The 19,125-nt window shown below is 63.1% G+C and carries 12 protein-coding genes; 9 read left to right on the top strand and 3 right to left on the bottom strand.

Annotated elements, in window-relative coordinates:
• Positions 1-234 precede the first annotated feature (234 nt).
• Genes ACN9MW_RS18145 through ACN9MW_RS18135 form a run of 3 tightly spaced genes read left to right on the top strand, consistent with a single transcriptional unit; the run spans position 235 to position 4,086 of the window.
• Positions 235-2,232 carry a ferritin-like domain-containing protein gene (locus ACN9MW_RS18145; RefSeq protein WP_426161853.1) on the top strand — a complete coding sequence of 666 codons (1,998 nt, stop codon included), beginning with the start codon at positions 235-237 and terminating at the stop codon, positions 2,230-2,232.
• Positions 2,232-3,179 (top strand): DUF692 domain-containing protein, encoded by a 948-nt coding sequence (locus ACN9MW_RS18140; protein WP_426172233.1) that lies wholly within the window; start codon positions 2,232-2,234, stop codon positions 3,177-3,179. Before ACN9MW_RS18145 ends, ACN9MW_RS18140 begins: the two co-directional genes overlap by 1 nt.
• Positions 3,166-4,086 carry a putative DNA-binding domain-containing protein gene (locus ACN9MW_RS18135; protein WP_426161852.1) on the top strand — a complete coding sequence of 307 codons (921 nt, stop codon included), beginning with the start codon at positions 3,166-3,168 and terminating at the stop codon, positions 4,084-4,086. The genes ACN9MW_RS18140 and ACN9MW_RS18135 overlap by 14 nt, the downstream gene beginning before the upstream one ends.
• Here the strand turns inward: ACN9MW_RS18135 and ACN9MW_RS18130 are convergent.
• The 3 genes from ACN9MW_RS18130 to ACN9MW_RS18120 form a co-directional block, all read right to left on the bottom strand.
• Positions 4,083-4,664, bottom strand: coding sequence for a hypothetical protein (locus tag ACN9MW_RS18130; protein WP_426161851.1), 582 nt, complete (start codon positions 4,662-4,664; stop codon positions 4,083-4,085). The genes ACN9MW_RS18135 and ACN9MW_RS18130 overlap by 4 nt on opposite strands.
• Before the next feature lie 14 nt (positions 4,665-4,678).
• Positions 4,679-7,048 carry a dockerin gene (locus ACN9MW_RS18125; RefSeq protein ID WP_426161850.1) on the bottom strand — a complete coding sequence of 790 codons (2,370 nt, stop codon included), beginning with the start codon at positions 7,046-7,048 and terminating at the stop codon, positions 4,679-4,681.
• Between the two features lie 151 nt (positions 7,049-7,199).
• Complete coding sequence (locus ACN9MW_RS18120) at positions 7,200-8,741, bottom strand: alpha-L-fucosidase (protein ID WP_426161849.1); 1,542 nt, start codon at positions 8,739-8,741, stop codon at positions 7,200-7,202.
• A 315-nt stretch (positions 8,742-9,056) separates the two neighbouring features.
• On the opposite strand from ACN9MW_RS18120, the gene ACN9MW_RS18115 reads away from it, so the two are divergent.
• The 6 genes from ACN9MW_RS18115 (at position 9,057) to vioE (ending at position 19,112) form a co-directional block, all read left to right on the top strand.
• Positions 9,057-11,120 carry a beta-galactosidase gene (locus tag ACN9MW_RS18115; protein WP_426161847.1) on the top strand — a complete coding sequence of 688 codons (2,064 nt, stop codon included), beginning with the start codon at positions 9,057-9,059 and terminating at the stop codon, positions 11,118-11,120.
• A 669-nt stretch (positions 11,121-11,789) separates the two neighbouring features.
• A complete protein-coding gene (locus ACN9MW_RS18110) occupies positions 11,790-13,094 on the top strand; it encodes a flavin monoamine oxidase family protein (RefSeq protein ID WP_426161846.1) in 1,305 nt (434 codons plus the stop codon).
• Positions 13,091-16,111 (top strand): iminophenyl-pyruvate dimer synthase VioB, encoded by a 3,021-nt coding sequence (vioB, locus tag ACN9MW_RS18105; RefSeq protein ID WP_426161845.1) that lies wholly within the window; start codon positions 13,091-13,093, stop codon positions 16,109-16,111. The genes ACN9MW_RS18110 and vioB overlap by 4 nt, the downstream gene beginning before the upstream one ends.
• A 1-nt stretch (position 16,112) precedes the next feature.
• On the top strand, positions 16,113-17,402 hold the full coding sequence (locus tag ACN9MW_RS18100; RefSeq protein ID WP_426161844.1) for an FAD-dependent oxidoreductase: 1,290 nt from the start codon (positions 16,113-16,115) through the stop codon (positions 17,400-17,402).
• Positions 17,402-18,520: a tryptophan hydroxylase gene (locus ACN9MW_RS18095; RefSeq protein ID WP_426161843.1), complete on the top strand. Its 1,119-nt coding sequence runs from the start codon at positions 17,402-17,404 to the stop codon at positions 18,518-18,520. The genes ACN9MW_RS18100 and ACN9MW_RS18095 overlap by 1 nt, the downstream gene beginning before the upstream one ends.
• Before the next feature lie 10 nt (positions 18,521-18,530).
• The gene (gene vioE / locus ACN9MW_RS18090; protein ID WP_426161842.1) at positions 18,531-19,112 is read left to right on the top strand and encodes a violacein biosynthesis enzyme VioE; all 582 of its coding nucleotides are present in this window, start codon (positions 18,531-18,533) and stop codon (positions 19,110-19,112) included.
• Positions 19,113-19,125 lie beyond the last annotated feature (13 nt).

Raw genomic sequence — 19,125 nt, 5'->3', positions numbered from 1 at the left:
TTAAAAGTATTAATACGTGCTTGCTTTGATAACTAATTATCAGTCCATTTTGTCCGGCTCGTAATTCGCAAGTGTTGCGAAACTCAAGGCAATTCAAGGAGCGGCAACGAAATATTCCGCGAAGTAAATATTTGGAGAGAATTCCGGGCAGGGGACTCGGGCACACTTGCCGAGCTATAGGTCGTAGCGGCACAGCGGGCCGCCCGCTGGTTCACCACCCCGAGGAGAAGCTCCATGCAGATTCCATTGTTGGGCAAGACCATCAAGCCGATCACCGGACGCAGCCTGAAGTTCGTCGAGGAAGACAAGTCGGCCGCACGCGCCATGGCGCAAGCGGCCATCAACGTGGAGCTGTTCACCATTCCCTTGTACATGAGCACCATGTACTCGATCCACGGCATGCACCAGATCAACTCCGACGGCACCACTTACTACAAGGGCCGCGAATGGCCCGGCATGTCGACCCGCGCCATGCCGGGCACGCCGAACGCCAAGGCATTCAACATCATCTTCAGTGTGTTCATCCAGGAGATGCTGCATTTGCAGATGGCCTCCAACATCGCTACGGCGCTGGACGTCAAGCCGTCCTTCACCAGCCTGTCGCTGCAGACGAAAGAGCATGGCTGGCATTGCTATGGACCCGACTGCAGCGTGATTCCCCACATCGTCGACCTGCAGAACACCAGTAACTACAGCCATGTGCGCGTCAACCTGGAAGCGCTGAACGAAAACCAGTGCAAGCTGTTCCTGGCCATCGAGCAGCCGGAAAAGGATGCGCGCAAGGAACTGGAAGGCGATCCTGAGAACGCGAAGAGGTATTTCCCCGAGGTCCCGTTCGCTGGCTGGCAGGTGGACTACACCGAGCGCAACCTGCCGATGTTCGGCACCATCGGCTGGATGTACGAATGCTATGCCCAGTACCTGAGCATCGAATATGCGGATGGCGAGTCGCTGTTTACGAAAATGTTCCGCGCCGGCTCGGTGCAGCAGGACATGTTCAACTCCAAGGCCGATGGCCACCCGAAGAAAGAGTTCCCGCGCTTCGACACCTTGCTGACGACGGAAGACCAGGCCAGCGCCGCCACCGCCTTCGACAAGGTGATCGACATGATGAGTGCGATCTCCGACCAGGGGGAGGGCAATACCATCGAGATCCAGCGCTACCGCAAGCAACGCCTGTTGACGGCGGTGGATGGGAAATACCAGGAAGATCGCGCTGCGCTGGAAGCGGACTATCCATCCTACGACCAGGACGGCAAGCAGTCGCCGTCGCGCGATGCCGCGGCGCGCGCCGACAGCAAGAAGCAGGACCATTTCGAGCGCTTTCTGGAAGTGCGCGAAATCCTCAAGCAGGTCGTGACCTGGGAAGCGTGGCATGCGGCATGGGACAAGGAGGGCAAGGGCTGGAGCGCCGCCGACCTGACCAACGCGCAGTACGATCCCGAAACGGCGCCCCACAACATCCCCACGCCGCAGCAGGTGGCCGATGCGCTCAATCGCCTGAAGGCGCAGGGTCCCGCCACCCGCAAGATGCTGAGCGAGGTGGCCGTGGGCGCCATCGCCGGCATCACCACGGTGCTCGACACATACTGGCAGGACCAGGGCGTCAGCTTCCCCTATCCATCGATGGTGGGATCGGGTGACCGCATGTCGATCTGCTGGGCCATCACGGGACAGTCGGCCGACCTGCGCCACGGCCTGGACGCGCCCGGCAAGGATACCTTGTACCACGCCTGCCAGGGCCTGTCGCTGGCCAAGCCGGATACCGGCGCCAGCTGCGCGGCAATCGAGATCTACCATACCTGCCGCGGCTCCAACGGTTGCCATGCACAGGGCGGCTGCGGCTTCGCGCAGCGCGATACGGGAGGCGGAGGACTGTGCGGCGCCAAGGTGGCGCAGGCGCCTGCCGCAGGCAGCACCGGCAAAGTGACGCCATACAGCGCGCCGAGCGACAACAAGTGCGCCAGCTTCGGCGGCTGCGCGGTGCCGATTTCGGCCTCGCAGCTGTATCCGGAGACGGCGCCGCCTCCGGCCATGAAGCTGTACGACTTCGAGGGGCCGGACCACCAGGCGGTGCCGCTGGGTCAGACCATGGCGTTCACCAAGGGCGACTCGGTGTACGGGAAGGCATGGGAAGCCTACAAGGCAGTAATGGCCAAGCGCGGCGCCCCGGTGACGGCGCCCATGCCGGAGCCGACCGACCTGCGCGTGGCCCTGCCGCCATCCACGTGATGGCAGGCAAAGCGCGCGACAGTGTGCGCCAGCGCCTGGGCCTGCCCGATCTCGGGCTCGGCGTAGGCCTGCGCACGCCGCATTTTCAGCACATCCTGGCGCATGGCCCCGGTGTCGACTGGTTCGAAATCATCAGCGAGAACTTCATCGGCCACCACGGCCATGCGCGCCATGTGCTGGAGACCGTGGCGCGCCAGGTGCCGCTGGTCATGCACGGAGTGTCGCTGTCGATCGGCAGCACGGCGCCGCTCAACTTCGCCTATCTGGACGGATTGAAGCGGCTGGCCGGCGACATCGGGCCGGCCTGGGTCTCGGACCACCTGTGCTGGACCGGCGTGGCGTCGCACAACGCGCACGACCTGCTGCCGCTGCCGTTGACGGACGCCTGCCTGGCCCACGTGACAGCGCGCGTGCGCCAGGTGCAGGACTACCTGGAGCGCCCGCTGGTCCTGGAGAACCCCAGCAGCTATGCGGAGTTCCGCGCCTCGCAGATGCCGGAATGGGAGTTCCTCGGACGGCTGGCGGAAGCCACCGGCTGTGGCTTGCTGCTCGACGTGAACAATGTGTACGTTTCGGCCTTCAACCATGGCTTTGACGCGGCGGAATACATCCGGCGCCTGCCGCACGAGCGCATCGTCCAGATCCACCTGGCCGGGCCGGCGGACTGCGGCGCCTACCTGGTCGACACGCACGATGCGCCGGTGCCCGGGCCGGTATGGCAGCTGTACGCGCTGGCCCAGCGCTTGACAGGCGGGGTGTCGACCCTGCTCGAATGGGACGCGAAGATTCCCTCCTACCCGGAATTGCTGGACGAACTGGGCAAGGCGCGCCAGGTCCTCAACGGCGGGATGCCGCAGAGCGTTGCCGCAGCGCGCCGCGAAGACGCCGTTTCGACGCCGCTCGATTTCTGCCTGGGGCAGGGGGATGGCGTCGATGTCTCTGCCTGATTTGCAAGCCTGGTTCCTGACGGTGATGACATCGCCGGGTGGCGTCGAGCAGGGGCAGGCGCTGGCGCTGCAACGCCATGGCTGGCGCCTGGACGACGTGATCGCCCACGGCCATGGGGCAGCGCCTGCCGCGCGCATGCGCATCTACGCCGACGGCTATGTGCTGCGACTGCTGGACTGCCTGCGCGCCGACTACCCACTGCTGCACAAGCTGTTGGGCGAGGACTTGTTTTCCTTCTTTGCGAGGGGCTACATCTGGCGCCATCCTCCATCCACCACATCGCTGTATGACCTGGGCGCGGGTTTTGCCGGCTTCCTGGCCGCGAGCCAGGCGGGACAGGGCGCCGATGGGGCACTGCGGTTGCCGGTCGCGTTGGCGCAGTTGGAGCGCGCCTGCACCGAGGCTGGCCGAGCGCCCGGACTGGAGGCTGCCGGCCGCGCCGCCGGGCGAGCCGTCTCGCCGCTGGATTGGTTGATGGGGTGCGATCCCTTGCTGCGCACGCCGGCCTGCCTGCGCCTGCTGGACCTGGACGTGCCGGCGCTTGACTATGCGCGCGCCCTGCTTGCCGCCGACGACGTACCGCCCGCGCCGGCACGCGCACGTTCGCTGCTCGCAGTGACGCGCATGGCATTCCGCGTCGGCATGAAGGAACTGCAGGAGTGGCAATACCATTTTCTGGCCCGGCTGGTGGCCGCCGGTCCCGAGGGCATGCTAGCCAGCCAGTGTTTGCCACTGGCGGCGCGGCACGCCGATTTGTCCGAGCACGACATGCGGGTCAACCTGCTGGCCTGGCTGCCCGGTGCCTTGGCGGCGGGCCTGATTCATAGTCTCCCTGCAGGCAATGAGTCGGACAAGGGGCGCGCGGCAGGTGGATGCGATCCATTTGCCGCGGCTTCACAGGATTAGCGTCGGCGTCGCGTGAATCCGGCGGCAGCAAATCCCGCCAGCATCAGCGACAACGTCCCTGGCAAGCCTACGGCCCGGGTGGAAGCTTCGACATCGATGTTGTCGATCTGGGTGAATGCGCCGGAGCTGATGCGCAGTTCCATGATGCCGGTCAAGGCCGTGGCCCAGATGCCTGCGTCCTGGATGACGCCAACCAGTTTCCCATCGGCGGAGATGGAGCTCCAGTCTGCGAAGTAGTCAAAGCCACTCAGGTTGAACAAGCCGCCACCGATGCGGGTCAGCGTGACGAACGTGTCGGAGCCGTTGTCAAGGCCGTCATGCCAGTTGTAGGTCTGCGGTTCGAAAGTACCGCTGCCAACATTGGCCGCACCTGGTGCTGCATTAGGGGCGTGCAGGGTTAGCTGGAAACCCGACTCCTCGTACTTCAGGTTCGGTCCATCGTAGCGCATGGTGTCCGCCAGCGGAAAGCCGTCGCCATACATCATCTCGGTAAGCTTGCTGAACTCCAGGACGGTCGCGCTAGCGCTGCTTGCTGCCATGCTGAAGCACAAGGCGGCCAGGATAGTATTGAGTTTCACGGTTTCTCCCTTTTTCAATAGCTGAACACGACGCCACGGCCTGCGGCGCTGGCAAACACGCGTCCCGGCACGGACTGGTCGGCTGCGAGGTTGCCGAGGCCCGCGTATTGGTGCTTGTCGTCGTTGATACGGCGCCAGGTCACGCCGCCATCGTCGGAACGATGCACGCCCCATACGTTGCTGATGGTGCCAACGATGTAGATGGTCGAGGAATAAGTGGCGCCGGCGGTCGCCTTGCCCAGCGCGATCGAAGTTGCACCGTATACTTCCGGGTACATCCACGCCGGCTGGCTGCCCCAGTCGGGCGCCGTGGCCTGCAGCCTGGTCCAGGTCACGCCCGAATCGGTCGAGTGGAGGAGGCTGAAGCCATCAGCCACCCAGATGTCGCCCTCGGCATTCGGGTTGACGGCGACCGAAGAGTGCGAGAAATCTGCAACCCGCGCTCCGGCAGCAGTGAAGGCGGTGCTCTCGGTGAAGGTGTGGCCGCCGTCGATGGAGTACCAGAAGTGCGCAGTATCGGACCACTGGTTCCACCATGCGCCGCCCGAGTTGAAGGCGTACACCTTGAGTGGATTCTTGCGGTCGGCAACGATGCGGTAGCCGCGGTTGATACCCACCGCACTGAGGGCTGGCAGGTTGGTATAGGCCCAGCTGGCGCCGTTATTGGTGGTGTAGGCGGGCCGCGAGTTGGCAGGCGCCCAGACAATGTTCCCTGGCATGGTCACGGCGATGTTCGATTCGCCACCCTGGTTGGCCAGGGCATCCGGGTGGTTGGCGGCAAATGCCGTCCAGGTCACGCCGGAGTCGGTGGAGTATGCGCCGGCGACGTTCGGCGTGTTCCACACCGGCGTGCCGATCGCAGCGATGTAAGCGGGGGCAGACCACGCCATGTCGGCGCTGTTGCCATTGCCGAACCATCCGCGGGGGCCGCGCGTTGGCGTTTTCAGGAGTTCGGTCTGGACGTGCATGCCGATATCGCCCGAACTTCTCAGCAGGGTGTAGCTGGCCCCCTTTGGTGGCGTCATCAGGGCAAGCGTGGCGGTTTCTTCGAGGCCGGTGACCGCGAGATTCCAGCTGGGCGAGGCTGCTGAAGCGTTCCTGGTTTCCCAGACCCCGCCGCCGAATACGTGCAGGATGCGGTCTGGGTTGTGCGGGTCGATTTCGACATCGTCCACCCAGCCGGAAAAGTCGACGTCAGCCGGGGTATGAGGCGTCATCGAAGCGATTTCACGCCAGGTCAGGCCCGCGTCGTCCGAGAGCTGGACGATAGGCTGGCCCTGCCAGTTGCCCCAGGAATTCGTGACGCCGAGCGCAATCCGGGTGGCCGGTCCCGAGCCGGAGACTGACAGGCCGCCCATGCCGAAGTTGACCCACTGTTGCGTATCGTAGTTTTTCAACAGGGTCCAGTTGCTGCCGTCGAACTTGTAAAGCTTTGCCGGACCGCCAGCGCCTGGGCCCATATCGCGGGTGAACGCGACATAGATCATGCCGTCTTTGGCACGGGCCATGTGCGGGATGTGGTATCCGGTCACCGGGGTGGGTACACCCGTCCAGCTTGCGCCGCCGTCGTTCGACTTGTACAGGTTGAAGGCCAGGCCTGCCGCAGTTGCATAATCGGGACCGACGGCAGCGTAAAGACCCTGCGTGGCAGTGCCTGCGCCGGTGCTCGAGGTGTCGAACAACACTGCTTCGATGCCGGCCGAGGTGCGTCCGGGCAGCGAGGGGATCTGCTCGGCGGGATACTGGAACGACGACAGCGCGCTGACTTGCGCCCAGGTCTGGCCATAGTCCGCGCTCTTCCAGAGACCGGCAGTGCGCGAACCGTAATACAGGACGGCGGACTGGTTCGGATCGACCATCAGGCGTTCGCCGATGGCGCGGCCCGGGTCGTTGGACCCGACGCGGAAGGGGAGATCGACGTGGGTCCAGTTATCGCCGCGATCCGTTGAAATATACAGGCGGCCATTGGTACCGGCCCAGTCATACATTCCCGTGACCAGGTACACGCGCTTGTCGTCGTTGGCGTCCAGTGCGATGCTTTCCGCACCGTTGAAAAACTCTTCCCTGATCCCGAAGCCGTCGGTGATCGGGGTCCAGGCTGAGGTTGCCGCATCCCAGCGGTAGCTGCCGCCCATGTCAGTACGCGCGTACAGCACGTTGGGGCTGGTGGGGTGAAAGACCAGCCCGGGTACATAGCCGCTGCCGCCGTACTTCACGTTCATCCAGCGCGTGCCTGTTGCCGTGGTAGTGCTGGTGCTGGCGCTGGTGCTGGCGGTGACAGTGGCGGCGAAAGCAGGCGACTGGGTAGACGGACTGCTGCCGCCTCCACAGGCCGCCACCAGGCCGGCCATGAGGCAGGCGAGGGCGAGAGTTTGCTTCTTCATCCTTTGGCTCCAAGAGAATTTATTGAACTGCGATTGTTGGAATGACAGACCGTTCGGCCGGTCCAGCCCAGCCTACGCGGAAGCCGGGACGGGGTGTCGCATTCGCGCTTGCAAATCCTTGAATGTGCAGAAAGTTGAAGAGATTTACACGCTATTGGAAGGTGACGCGGAAGCTGGCTGCCATTGTGTCCAGCCGGCCGGCAGGCAGGCGGATTGTCAAGGCCTCGTCAGACAGTTCCCAGGACAGCGGGGCTGGACTGCCCAACAGGGTGACAGTCTTTATTGGCCGCGGCTCCAATCCGGCCTTCCGGCCCAGCGATTGGACGCGCACCTCGGTTCCGGGCGTGCCAAGGGTGATGGCGTATAGAGCTCCATCCTTGGCGGTAAAGCGGATATCCTGCGGTGTATAGGCGGCGTTCTCATTGAAATGGCCGGACGACGCCTTGGTCGGCCCTTCGCCAAAGACTTTCCAGGGGCGAGTCCCATAGATCGCATCGCCATTGACCGCCATCCACTCTGCCATCTCCTTCAGGAAACGCATCGGCTCGGGCGGCAAGCTGCCGTCCGGGTACTGCACCACGTTCAGCAGCAGGTTGCCGTTCTTGCTGACGATATCGGCCAGCATATGCACCACCTCGCTGGTGCTCTTGTATTTATAGCCTTCGCTGTAGAACCAGTCGCCGATCGAGGTGTCGGTCTGCCAGGGACGGGGATTGATGCCGTCCATGACGCCGCGCTCCACGTCCTGCACGCCGGCTTCGCGGATGAATTCGCCCGAGCCGATATCCTTGTGGTTGTACACCGCTTCCAGCTTGCCGCCGTGCTTGGCGGCGTTGGCATTGTAGAAGTTGGCCACCAGGGTGCGGCCCACTTTATCGAAGGGAATGCCGCCATCGGAATAGAGCAGGTCGGGCTGGTAGCGCGTCACCAGGTCGGTGATGCGGTTGAACCACTCCTGCTGGAAGCGGGCATCGGTGGTGTACCAGGTGCTTGAATTGCGGTAGGGCTGGTCGGTCGGGCGGTGATAGAGCGATGTGTATTTTGGATCGGCGCCGTCATATGGCACACCCAGCATGGGCCAGGCCTGGTCGTAGCCATGGCTTGGTGCGAACCAGCTGTAGCTTGCGCCCAGGTGTTCCGATACGCCAAAGCGCAGGCCAGCCTTCAACGCGGCTTTCTTCCAGTCGCCGACGATGTCGCGCTTCGGCCCCATCTTGACTGCGTTCCATTCATGAAAGCGCGAGTCCCACAAATCGAAGTTGTCGTGATGGACGCCCATGCTGACGAAATAGCGCGCACCTGCCTTCTTGTACAGGGCCATCAAGGCATCTGGATCGAATTTCTCCGCTTTCCAGAGGGGGATGATGTCCTTGTAGCCGGACTTGGACGGATGCCCATAGTGTTCAAGATGGTGTTTGTACTGATCGGTCCCGTAGATGTACATATTGCGCGCATACCAGTCGCCCGCGCGCGGCACGGATTGTGGCCCCCAGTGCGACCAAATGCCGAACTTCGCGTCGCGGAACCAGTCGGGAGCCTGGTAAGTTTTGAACGTTGCTGCGTCCGCGCGGAATGGCCCCGGAACGCTGGTTAACTGTAGGGTGGAATCCTCGGCGTGGACAGCCGAGAGTGGGATGCACGAGGTGAGCAGTGGCACGGCAAAGGCCAGCAATGTGGCGCGGCGATTCGGCATTCGGTCTCCGGATGTTAAGAACTTGTAGGGATGGAGACAGGTTAGAGGCAAACGGTTGCATGGACAAGCGATACCAGGGCACTGGAGTTCAGAGTACGAAATTTCGTTGGCCAGCTTGGTAACTTTCGCAATCGCCTCGCCTCTGGCACCGCTCGCACAATGGATTGATCCATCCCGCGGCCACGCTCGGCAATGTGCCCCCGTTTTTCCAGTTGTTGAATTTCATTGAATGCGTTGACCATTTTCGCAATTGCAGTGCGATGCGGATGCTCGCAGAATGCGAGGCTAAAAATTCCGAATGCACCCCGCACAGTCATGAAATTCAATTCAATCGCTGCCGCGTGCACGCTGGCGCTAGCCTCCTTCTCCAATGCCGATGTTTGGGCGCAATCTGCGGAAGGCCATCCCGGATGGCCTGGCGCCGGACAGCTATTTGTCGGCACCAACTACCAACCCTTCGACCGTAGGGACCGCGATCAGATTGAGCGCGACATCCAGCGCATGAAGCAGGCTGGGATGAAAGTGGTGCGCATGGGCGACCTGGCCTGGGATGCCTTCGAGCCAGCCGAGGGGAAATTCGACTTCAGGCTGTTCGACTGGATCATGGACCGGATGCAGGCCGCCGGCCTGAAGGTCATCATGGATATCCCGGGACAGCCGGCGCCGGTATGGCTGCACAAGAAGTATCCCGGCGTCGGCATCGTCACCGAGCGCGGTGCGCGGCTCGATCCGGTCGAGCGTTACATGGACGATACCAGCGACCCCGACTACCGGCGCCTGCTGTTACGCCTGGCCGACACCATGACCAGGCGCTATGCGAAGCACCCGGCGCTGTTCGCCATCGGCTACAACAACGAAAGCGGCAATGGCATGGTGTCGTACTCCGAGGCTGACCGCAAGCGCTTCATCCGCTGGCTCAAACGCAAGTACGGTAGCCTGGCCGCCTTGAACAAGGCCTGGGCTGCGCAGCGCTGGTCGCGCCACCTCAGTAACTGGGATGAGGTGCGCCTGCCGTATATCGAAGGCGCTGGTCCCTACGAGCGCTACCTCGACATGCGTCGTTTCTGGTCCGACCAGACTGTTGAAGTGCTGGAGCTGCTCGAAGCGGTACGCAAGAAAAATGTGCCGGACAAGCCCGCCATCTCCAACCTATGGGACAGCGCAGGGCGCAAGGGCTTCGACTATTTGGCCACGTACCGCAATTATGTGAGCTACGGCGCGATGGGCTTCTACCCTGGCGATCCGCTGGGCGCCGGCTTCGAAGCGACGATGATGCGTGCCGGCATGAAGGCTCCGATCTGGTTCAACGAATTCACTGCTGGCGGCCCGGGATATTATGGCACCCCGGGGCGCTCCCGGATGTGGGCGCACTTTGGCCTGCTGATGGGCGCGCAGGCGGTGATGCCATGGACGTGGCACAGCCACCACGGCGGCGAGGAGCAGGCTTTGTTCGGCCTGGTCGACCACGATGACCGGCCCTCATGGAAGCTCGATGAGTTTGCTACCATCGCGAAGGAGTTCAGCCAATTGGAAAAGCTGGGCTTCCCCCGCCTCCAGCAATCCGAGGTCGCGATCGCCTACGCGTTTGACAATATGATCGCCACCAACTTGCCGAAGGAGGGCATGAACAACACGGTGCGCCCTTACCTCAACCCGGGTTACATGAAGCAGGCACATAACGCTTACGAGCCGCTGTTCAAGGACAATATCGACGTGGCCATCATTCACATCGGCCACGAGGACCTGAGACGCTACAAGCTGGTGATCGTGCCCGGCCTGTATCTGCTCGACGCGGCATCGACCGCCAGGTTGCGCGAGTTCGTCGCCGCCGGCGGCACTGTCATCATGACCGCGCAGTCGGCCAAGGTGAATGACAACAATCAGTGGCACGACACTCCGCTGCCAGGCGGCCTGTCCGACGTGTTTGGCCTGCGTACCAACGCGTTCTACAACGCAGGCACATTGCAGACCACGGTTGCTGGTGCAGAAATCAAGGCCGAACTGGGGACCTACGAGGTGCTGGAACCTTCCACGGCCGAAGTGCTGGCACGTTTTGACAATGTTGACGGCAAGACGCCCGCCATCACGCTCAACCGCTACGGCCAGGGACGCGCCATCTACGTCGCCACGGCTGCGCATCCGCAGCTCATGCGCCCGTTGTACCGCCAGCTTTACGCGAGCCTGGGCATTGCACCGGGGCCGCAGACGCCCGATGGGGTTTACGCGCGCGTTGTGGCTGGCCGTACGCTCTACGTCAACACTACGGGCGAGACCAAGGACGTGGTGCTTGGTGGCGCCATGAACGGTGTGCTCACCGGAAATCGCTGGCCAGGCGTGCTGCGCCTTGGCCCCTTGGGCGTCGACCTCCTCGAGAAGTGACCTGAAGCGCGCTCTGTTCTCGCAGTTGCACCCAGTTCATCCACCAAGCCAAGCCCCTGACTCCCAGGGGCTTTTTTTGTTTCTGCCGGCCGAACGAAAGCGGCCTGAGGGCACCGGCCAATCAAGATCATTCGTGCGCGATCACCATGCGCGCCCGAAACGCCAACTGCCGCGCGGGCGCCCGGTGGAAATGTTCTTGAAATCGCTGTCGGATGAATGAAATTCGGTTTTCACCCTGCATTTATTGATAAGTGGATCATTCAGTAATTCGTTTGATTTTTATCAAATCCGAGGCTTGGACATCGGATATTGTCTAGACAAATTTGATCCAGATCAATTACCCGCTCAGAGCTACGAGTGCTGAGGGAACTGGGCACCGCAATGTCATAGTTGCAAGTAAGTAAGACCCCGCGGCAATCGCTGCCAGCGGCATTTTTCTAATGCCGGAACGGGGGCGCCGTTACGCTTTGGTGAATTTGCAGTCAGTGAGCAGTACTCGCTTTGCCCCGCAAGACGGACCCCTGGTCCGAGCAACCGAAAAGCTTTACCTAAAGTCAACCATTCTTGATTCACGCCAGCGGCGGGCGGGTTCGTGCGCGCCTCTCCCACTGTCGGAATGCGGCGTGGCCAGTTTGGTTAACGGTCTTGACTAGCTAAAAGGATTTCTAAATGACAAACTATTCCGACATTTGCATTGTTGGCGCCGGTATTGGTGGATTGACCTGCGCGACCCGTTTGATCAACGCCGGCCTTGGCCAGCAGATGCGCATCCGGGTGTTCGACCTGAATGGCTTCGTGGGTGGCCGCATCCAGTCGCGCAAAATCGACGAGGAGGTCGCCGAACTCGGCGCTGCCCGCTATTCGCCGCAGCTCCATCCGCATTTCCAGGAGCTCATGCACGACAGCGGGCTGGCGCACGCGGTCTACCCGTTCACGGAAGTGGCGTCCCAGGAGCGCGAGCAGCAAGAGTTGAAGGAGACCCTGCTGAGCTTGCAGCCCATGGTGAAAGAGCATCCGCAGGAATCCTTCCTTGAATTCGTCAGCCATTATCTGGGCGCTGCCGAAGCGCTCCGGATCCTCAAGGCCACCGGCTACGATGCGCTGCAACTGCCGATCGTCACGGCTGCCATGGCGTATGACATCATCAAGAAGCATCCGGAAACGCAAAACTGCACCGAAAACGCCGGCAACGAATGGCGCTATGCCCCGGATGGCTATGGAGAGCTGCTGCGCCAGTTGCAGCGCCAGGCCCAGGCCGCTGGTGTGGAGTTTCGCCTCGAACACCGCTTGCTGTCGCTGGAAAAGTCCGGCGCCGATCATCTGCTGGCTTTCAGCCATCATGGCGAGATCGAGATGCAGCGTGCGCGCCATGTGATCCTGGCCATGCCGCCCTCCGCCATGGCGGGCCTGAACCTGGACTTCCCGGCCGCCTGGAGCACGTTCAAGTACGATTCCCTGCCTTTGTTCAAGGGCTTCCTGACGTTCGAGAAACGCTGGTTCGAGTGCCTGGGGCTGGGCGACAAGATGCTGATGGCGAATAATCCCCTGCGCAAGATCTACTTCAAGAGCGATAAATACCTGCTGTTCTATACCGACAGCCAAAGCGCCCTCTATTGGCAGGACAGCGTGGAGCAGGGCGAAGAAATTTACCTGGAGCGCGTGCGGCGGCATCTGGAGGAGGCCCTGCCGCTCAAGGGCAGGGCGCTGCCGCCGATCCAATCGCACTTCTACAAGCATTGGCCGCATGGCGTCGAGTTCTACCTGGAACCTGAAGCCAAGCATCCGGCCGCCCTCGTGCATCCGAGCGGCATCATCGCCTGCTCGGACGCGTATACCTCGCACTGCGGCTGGATGGAGGGCAGCCTGATCAGCGCGCACCAGGCCTGCCAGCTCTTGCAGGAGCGCTGCAATTGGCTGCCCGAAGAGGCAAGTGGTGACGATACGCTCGACACCCCGGTTGCGGAGAGCGCATGAGCATTCTGGATTTCCCCCGTTTGCATTTCCGCGGCTTTGCCCGCGCCAACGTGCCCACGGCAAACCGCAACACGCACGGGCATATCGATATGGCCACCAACGTGGTATCGATGGCGGGCCAGCCCTTCGACCTGAGCCGGGCGCCGTCGGAATTTCATGCGCACCTGAAGCAGTTGCAGCCGCGCTTCGATGCCGCCGGCAAGCCCGATCCGGAGGGTATCTTCAGCCAGGCCGCCGGCTACAATTCCTGCGGCAATAATCACTTTTCCTGGGAAAACACCCGGATCACCGGCGTCCAGCTCGGGGAGGGCGGCGTCGATACCGGCGATGCCCTGGTCGGCGCCAGGCTGGCCCTGTGGGGCCATTACAATGACTATCTGCGCACCACGTTCAACCGCGCACGTTGGGTGGACAACAATCCGGCCCAGCCCGATACCACGCTGATTTACGCCGGGCAGTTCACGCTGAGCGGCGAGCAGGCCGGGCCCAACACCGCCAGCCTGTTCAGTGCCGCGATCGGGCAGGCGCACTCGGTGCGTTGGCTGGGAAGCGGCCACATTACCGAGCGCAGCGGCCATTTTCTGGACGAGGAATTCGGCCGCGCGCGGCTGTTCCAGTTTTCCCTTGCCAAGCAGGCGCCGCATTTCCTGTTCAACCCCGAGGTGCCGCTACCGGCCAGCCTGTGCGCCTTGCAGGAAGCCTTGGCCGAGGAGGATGTGCTGGGATTGACGGTCCAGTACGCCCTGTTCAATATGTCGACGCCGCTGAAACCCGATTCGCCGGTGTTCTACGACCTGGCCGGCACCATTGGGCTGTGGCGCCGTGATGAACTGGCCACCTATCCGGCGGGCCGCCTGCTGCTGCCGCGCCAGGGCAGCCTGGGGCCGGTGCTGGTGAAACTGGACGCGGACCGGGTGTCGCTGAACATGCCGACCGCGATTCCGTTTACCACCCGCGCGGCCAGCGCCGTTTCAGAGCAGCACCCGACGCATGCGCTGGGCGGCCAGCAGGCGCTGGGCGACCTGCGGCTGGAGGATGGCGCGGGCAGGCTGCTTGCCCGCATCCCGGAGGCGCTGTATCTCGATTACTGGCGCCATCATGGGGTGGTCGACGTGCCGCTGCTGCACGCTGGCGTGGCCGAAGGTGGGCTGCGCCTGGGCAGCGCGCTGGGGCAATGGGAGGAAGCGGACTGGGTGCTGCAGTCCGACAGCAATCAGCTGTACCTGGAGGCGCCCAACCGCGCGAAAGGACTGGACTATCCGCAGACGATCACGCTGCAAAGCCGTTTCCGCGGCGTCCTGGCGGACCATCCGGCCCTGGCGCCACGGGCCGAAGACGGTGCGATGCTGGCCCTTGATCTGCAAGCTTCGGCGCGCGGCTGTGGCTATGCCGAGCTGCGCGTCACGGGGCGCGTTCCCGGCGTCACCCGCATCGTGCTTGGCGATGGCCTGGAACGCCAGCACATTGGCGTACGCGTGCTGCCGGACGATTGGCATCTGGACGAAGTCCCGGCTGGACAGGTCGACTACGCCTTCCTCTACCGGCATGTGATGAGCTATTACGAGCTGATCTATCCCTTCATGGCGGACAAGGTGTTCAGCCTGGCGGACCAGTGCAAATGCGAAACCTATGCGCGCCTGATGTGGCAGATGTGCGATCCGCAAAACCGCGACAAGAGCTATTACATGCCGAGCACGCGCGAACTGTCGCTGCCGAAAGCACGCCTTTTCCTGAAATACCTGACCCAGGTTGAAGCGGGCGCGAAAAGCGGTCAAGCGGCACCGCCCGGGCCCGCGCCGGCCATCGGCAGCAAGGCCGAGCTGGTCGAGGAGCTGAAGAAGGCCATCGACCTCGAGTTGTCGCTCATGCTGCAGTACCTGTATGCCGCCTATTCCATCCCCAACTATGAGCAAGGCGTGCAGCTGGTCGCGGAAGGCCGCTGGCAGGCCGGCGAGCTGGAGCTGGCTTGCGGCGGGGCGGACCGGCGCCGCAACAGCGGCGCGCGCGGCACCCTGCTGGAAATCGCCCACGAGGAAATGATTCACTACCTGGTGGTCAATAACGTGCTGATGGCGCTCGGCGAGCCGTTCTACGCCGGCCGTCCGCTACTGGGCGAGCAGGCGCGCCAGCGCTTTGGCCTGGACACGGAGTTTGCGTTCGAGCCCTTTTCCGAGCATGTGCTGGCCCGCTTCGTGCGCTTCGAGTGGCCCGATTACCTGCCGACCCCGGGCAAATCGGTGGCCACCTTCTACGCGGCGATCCGGCGCGCCCTCGCCGACCTGCCGCAGCTGTTCGCGGCCGGCAGCGGCAAGAGCGGCGGCGAACACCACTTGTTCCTGAAGGAGCTGACCAACCGCGCCTATCCCGCCTATCAGCTCGAGGTGAGCGACCGCGACAGCGCGCTGTTCGCGATCGACTTCGTCACAGGACAGGGGGAGGGCGTGGCGCTCGATTCGCCGCATTTCGAGAGCTCACACTTCAACCGGCTGCGCGCCCTGGCCGGCCGGTTTGCGGCGCGCGGCAAGCCCTTCGAGCCGGCCTTGCCGGCGCTGAAAAATCCGTTGCCCGATGCGGGCGCGGAGGGCTGCCGGGTAAGCGATGGCAAAGCGCTTGCCCTGATGCGGCTGTACCAGGGCGGCTACGAATTGACCTTCCTGTTGATGGCCCACCATTTCGCGCAAAAGCCCGCAGGTAGCCTGCGCCGCTCACGCCTGATGAACGCCTCGATCGACATCATGACCGGCGTGCTGCGACCCCTGTCGGCGGCGCTGATGAATATGCCGTCCGGCCTGCCGGGGCGCAACGCCGGCCCACCGCTGCCGGTGCCGCCCGCCGCCACGGTCAGCGTCGACTACAGCGAGGGGTGCGCTCAGCTGGCGCAGAAATGCCTGGCGCTGGCCCGCTATGCGCGCGGCCTGGACGCCGGCGTGGTCGGCCTGGCGCCGATCGAGATGCTAGAGTTTTTTAATCAGCAATTGACCGACTTATCCCGGGGAACGATGTCTAGAGAGGCTTGATATGCATAAAATTATCATCGTCGGCGGCGGCCTGGCAGGCAGCCTGGCCGCCATCTATCTGGCGCAGCGCGGACACGATGTCCATGTGGTCGAAAAGCGCGCCGATCCGATGCAGGAACCGCTGGCCAATGCCGATCCCGTCAGCTCACGCGCCATCGGCGTCAGCATGACCGTGCGCGGCATCAAGGCAGTGCTGGGGGCCGGCATCAGCATGCAGGAGCTGGGCCAGTGCGGCGAGCCCGTGGTCGGCATGGCGTTTTCCATCCGCGGCCAATACAAGGTGCGCGAGCTGCACCCGCTGGAAGGCGTGTTGCCGCTGTCGCTGAACCGCAATGCCTTCCAGCGCCTGCTCAACCAGTACGCGGCCCGGCACCAGGTGAAATATTCGTTCGAGCATAAATGCCTGGATGTCGACCTGGAGCGCAAGATCGTGCTGGTCCAGGGGCCGGACGGCGCCGTGCAGCAGCTGCATGGCGACCTGGTCATCGGTGCCGACGGCGCGCACTCGGCGGTGCGGCGCGCCATGCAGAGCAGCATGCGGCGTTTCGAATTCAAGCAGAGTTTTTTCCGCCATGGCTACAAGACCATGGTGCTGCCGAATGCGGAAGCGCTCGGCTTCCGAAAGGACCTGCTGTACTTTTTCGGCATGGATTCGCGGGGCGAATTTGCCGGCCGCGCCGCCGTCATCCCGGACGGCAGCATCAGCTTCGCAATCTGCCTGCCATATACCGGCGCGCCCAGCCTGCACACGCAAGACCGCGACGTCATGCGCGGCTTTTTCGGCCGCTACTTTGGCAAGCTGCCGCCGGCCAGCCGCGAGGAACTGGTGGAACAGTTCCTCGCGCTGCCCAGCAATGACCTCATCAACGTCCGCTCCAGCGCCTTCCACTACAAGGGCAATGTGCTGTTGATCGGCGACTCGGCCCACGCCACCGCGCCCTTCCTCGGGCAGGGCATGAATATGGCGCTGGAAGATGTGCAGGTCTTCGTCGGCTTGCTCGAAAAGCATGGCAATGCCCTGGAGCTGGCCTTGCCCGAGTTCACCCGCCAGCGCAAGGTGCAGGCCGACGCCATGCAGGAGATGGCGATCGCCAACTACGAGGTGCTGAGCAATCCGAACTTTCTTTTCTTCCTGCAGGCGCGCTACACCCGCTATATGCACCAGAAATTCCCGCGGGTCTATCCACCTGACATGGCCGAGAAACTGTATTTCACATCGGTTCCTTACGCCGAACTGCAGCAAATCCAGAAGAAGCAAAACGTGTGGTACAAACTTGGAAGGGTAAATTAATGAAGATTCTCGTTATCGGCGCCGGCCCGGCAGGATTGATCTTTGCCAGCCAAATGAAACAAGCCCAGCCAGGCTGGGACATCCGTGTCGTGGAAAGGAACACCGAGGAAGAAGTGCTGGGCTGGGGCGTGGTGCTGCCGGGACGGCCGCCGCGCCATCCTGCCAATCCCTTGTCCTACCTGGAGCAGCCGGAGCGGCTCAAGCCGCAGTACCTGGAAGAATTCAAGCTGGTGCACCACGACCAGCCCAATCTGATGAGCACTGGCGTCACCCTGTGCGGCGTGGAGCGGCGCGCGCTGGTGCAGGCGCTGCGCGCCAAATGCGTGGCGGCCGGCATCGCCATCAGCTACGAAACGGCGCCGGCCAGCCAGGCGCAGCTCGAAGCCGAGTACGACCTGGTGGTGGTCGCCAATGGCGTCAATCACAAAACGCTGGAGCTGCCGCCGTCGCTGGCGCCGCAGATCGACTTCGGGCGCAATAAATACATCTGGTACGGCACCACCCAGCTGTTCGAACAGATGAACCTGGTGTTCCGCGGCAATGCGCAAGGCATGTTCATCGGCCATGCCTACCGGTATTCGGACACGATGAGCACGTTCGTGGTCGAATGCGATGAACAGGCGTACGCCCGGGCCGAGCTGGAAATGCGCTCCGAGCGCGATGCCGCCGCCTATGTCGCCAAGGTGTTCGAGGCCGAACTGGGCGGCCACGCCCTGGTCAGCCAGCCCGGCCAGGGCTGGCGCAATTTCATGACCCTCAGCCACGACCGCGCCTGCGAGGGCAAGTTTGTCCTGATCGGCGATGCGCTGCAATCGGGCCACTTCTCGATCGGCCACGGCACGACCATGGCGGTGGTGCTGGCCCTGCTGCTGGTGAAAACCCTCAACGCCGACACCGATCCGGCGGCCGCCCTGGCCAACTTCAACGCCCGCGCGCTGCCTGTGGCGCATCTGTTCAAGGAGCATGCCAACAGCAGCCGCCTGTGGTTTGAAAGCGTGGCTGAACGCATGGGACTGAGCAACGCGGAATTGACCGCCAGCTTCGATGCCCGGCGCAAGGACTTGCCGCCGCTGCAGGATGCGCTGATGGCCACCCTGGGCTACGCCCTGGGCCGTTGAGGAGACGCCGATGCCCGTCCACGCCACACCGCCGCTGCTGCCGCAGCAATGGAGCAGTGCCTATATCTCGTACTGGCTGCCGATGCGGGAGGAAGACCAGATCACCTCCGGCTATTGCTGGTTCGATTATGGCCGCAACATCTGCCGCATCGACGGCTTGTTCAATCCCTGGTCGGAACGGGATACCGGGCATCGGCTCTGGATGTCGGAAATCGGCGATGCCGGGTGCGGCCAGAGCCGCAAGCAGAAGGTGGCGTATGCCAGGGAAACGGTGGCGGCCGGCGTCCGGCTGTACGAGGCGGCCCTGCCCGATACGGTAACGCCCTTCCAGGAATTGTTCCTGCCCCAGGCGATCCTGCTGGACGGCGCGGCGCGCCATGACGGCTGCCATGCCGTGCTGGGCCAGTCCGCCGACGCCTGGGTAGTGGAGCACGCCGGCCGGGCGCCGTCGGTCTTCTATCTCCAGGCCGGCGGCAACCGCCTGTTGCGCATGGTTACCGGCCACGACGCGCAGCATCTTTCGGTGCGCGACTTCCCCAACTTCTTTGCCGGCGATATTCCGGACAGCGTGTTCATGACGCCGCCAGGCTGAGCCCCGCCGCGTT

The sequence above is a fragment of the Pseudoduganella sp. R-34 genome, from assembly GCF_049904655.1.
GTDB lineage: Bacteria > Pseudomonadota > Gammaproteobacteria > Burkholderiales > Burkholderiaceae_D > Rugamonas.
This window is presented reverse-complemented; position numbering and strand designations above follow the sequence as displayed.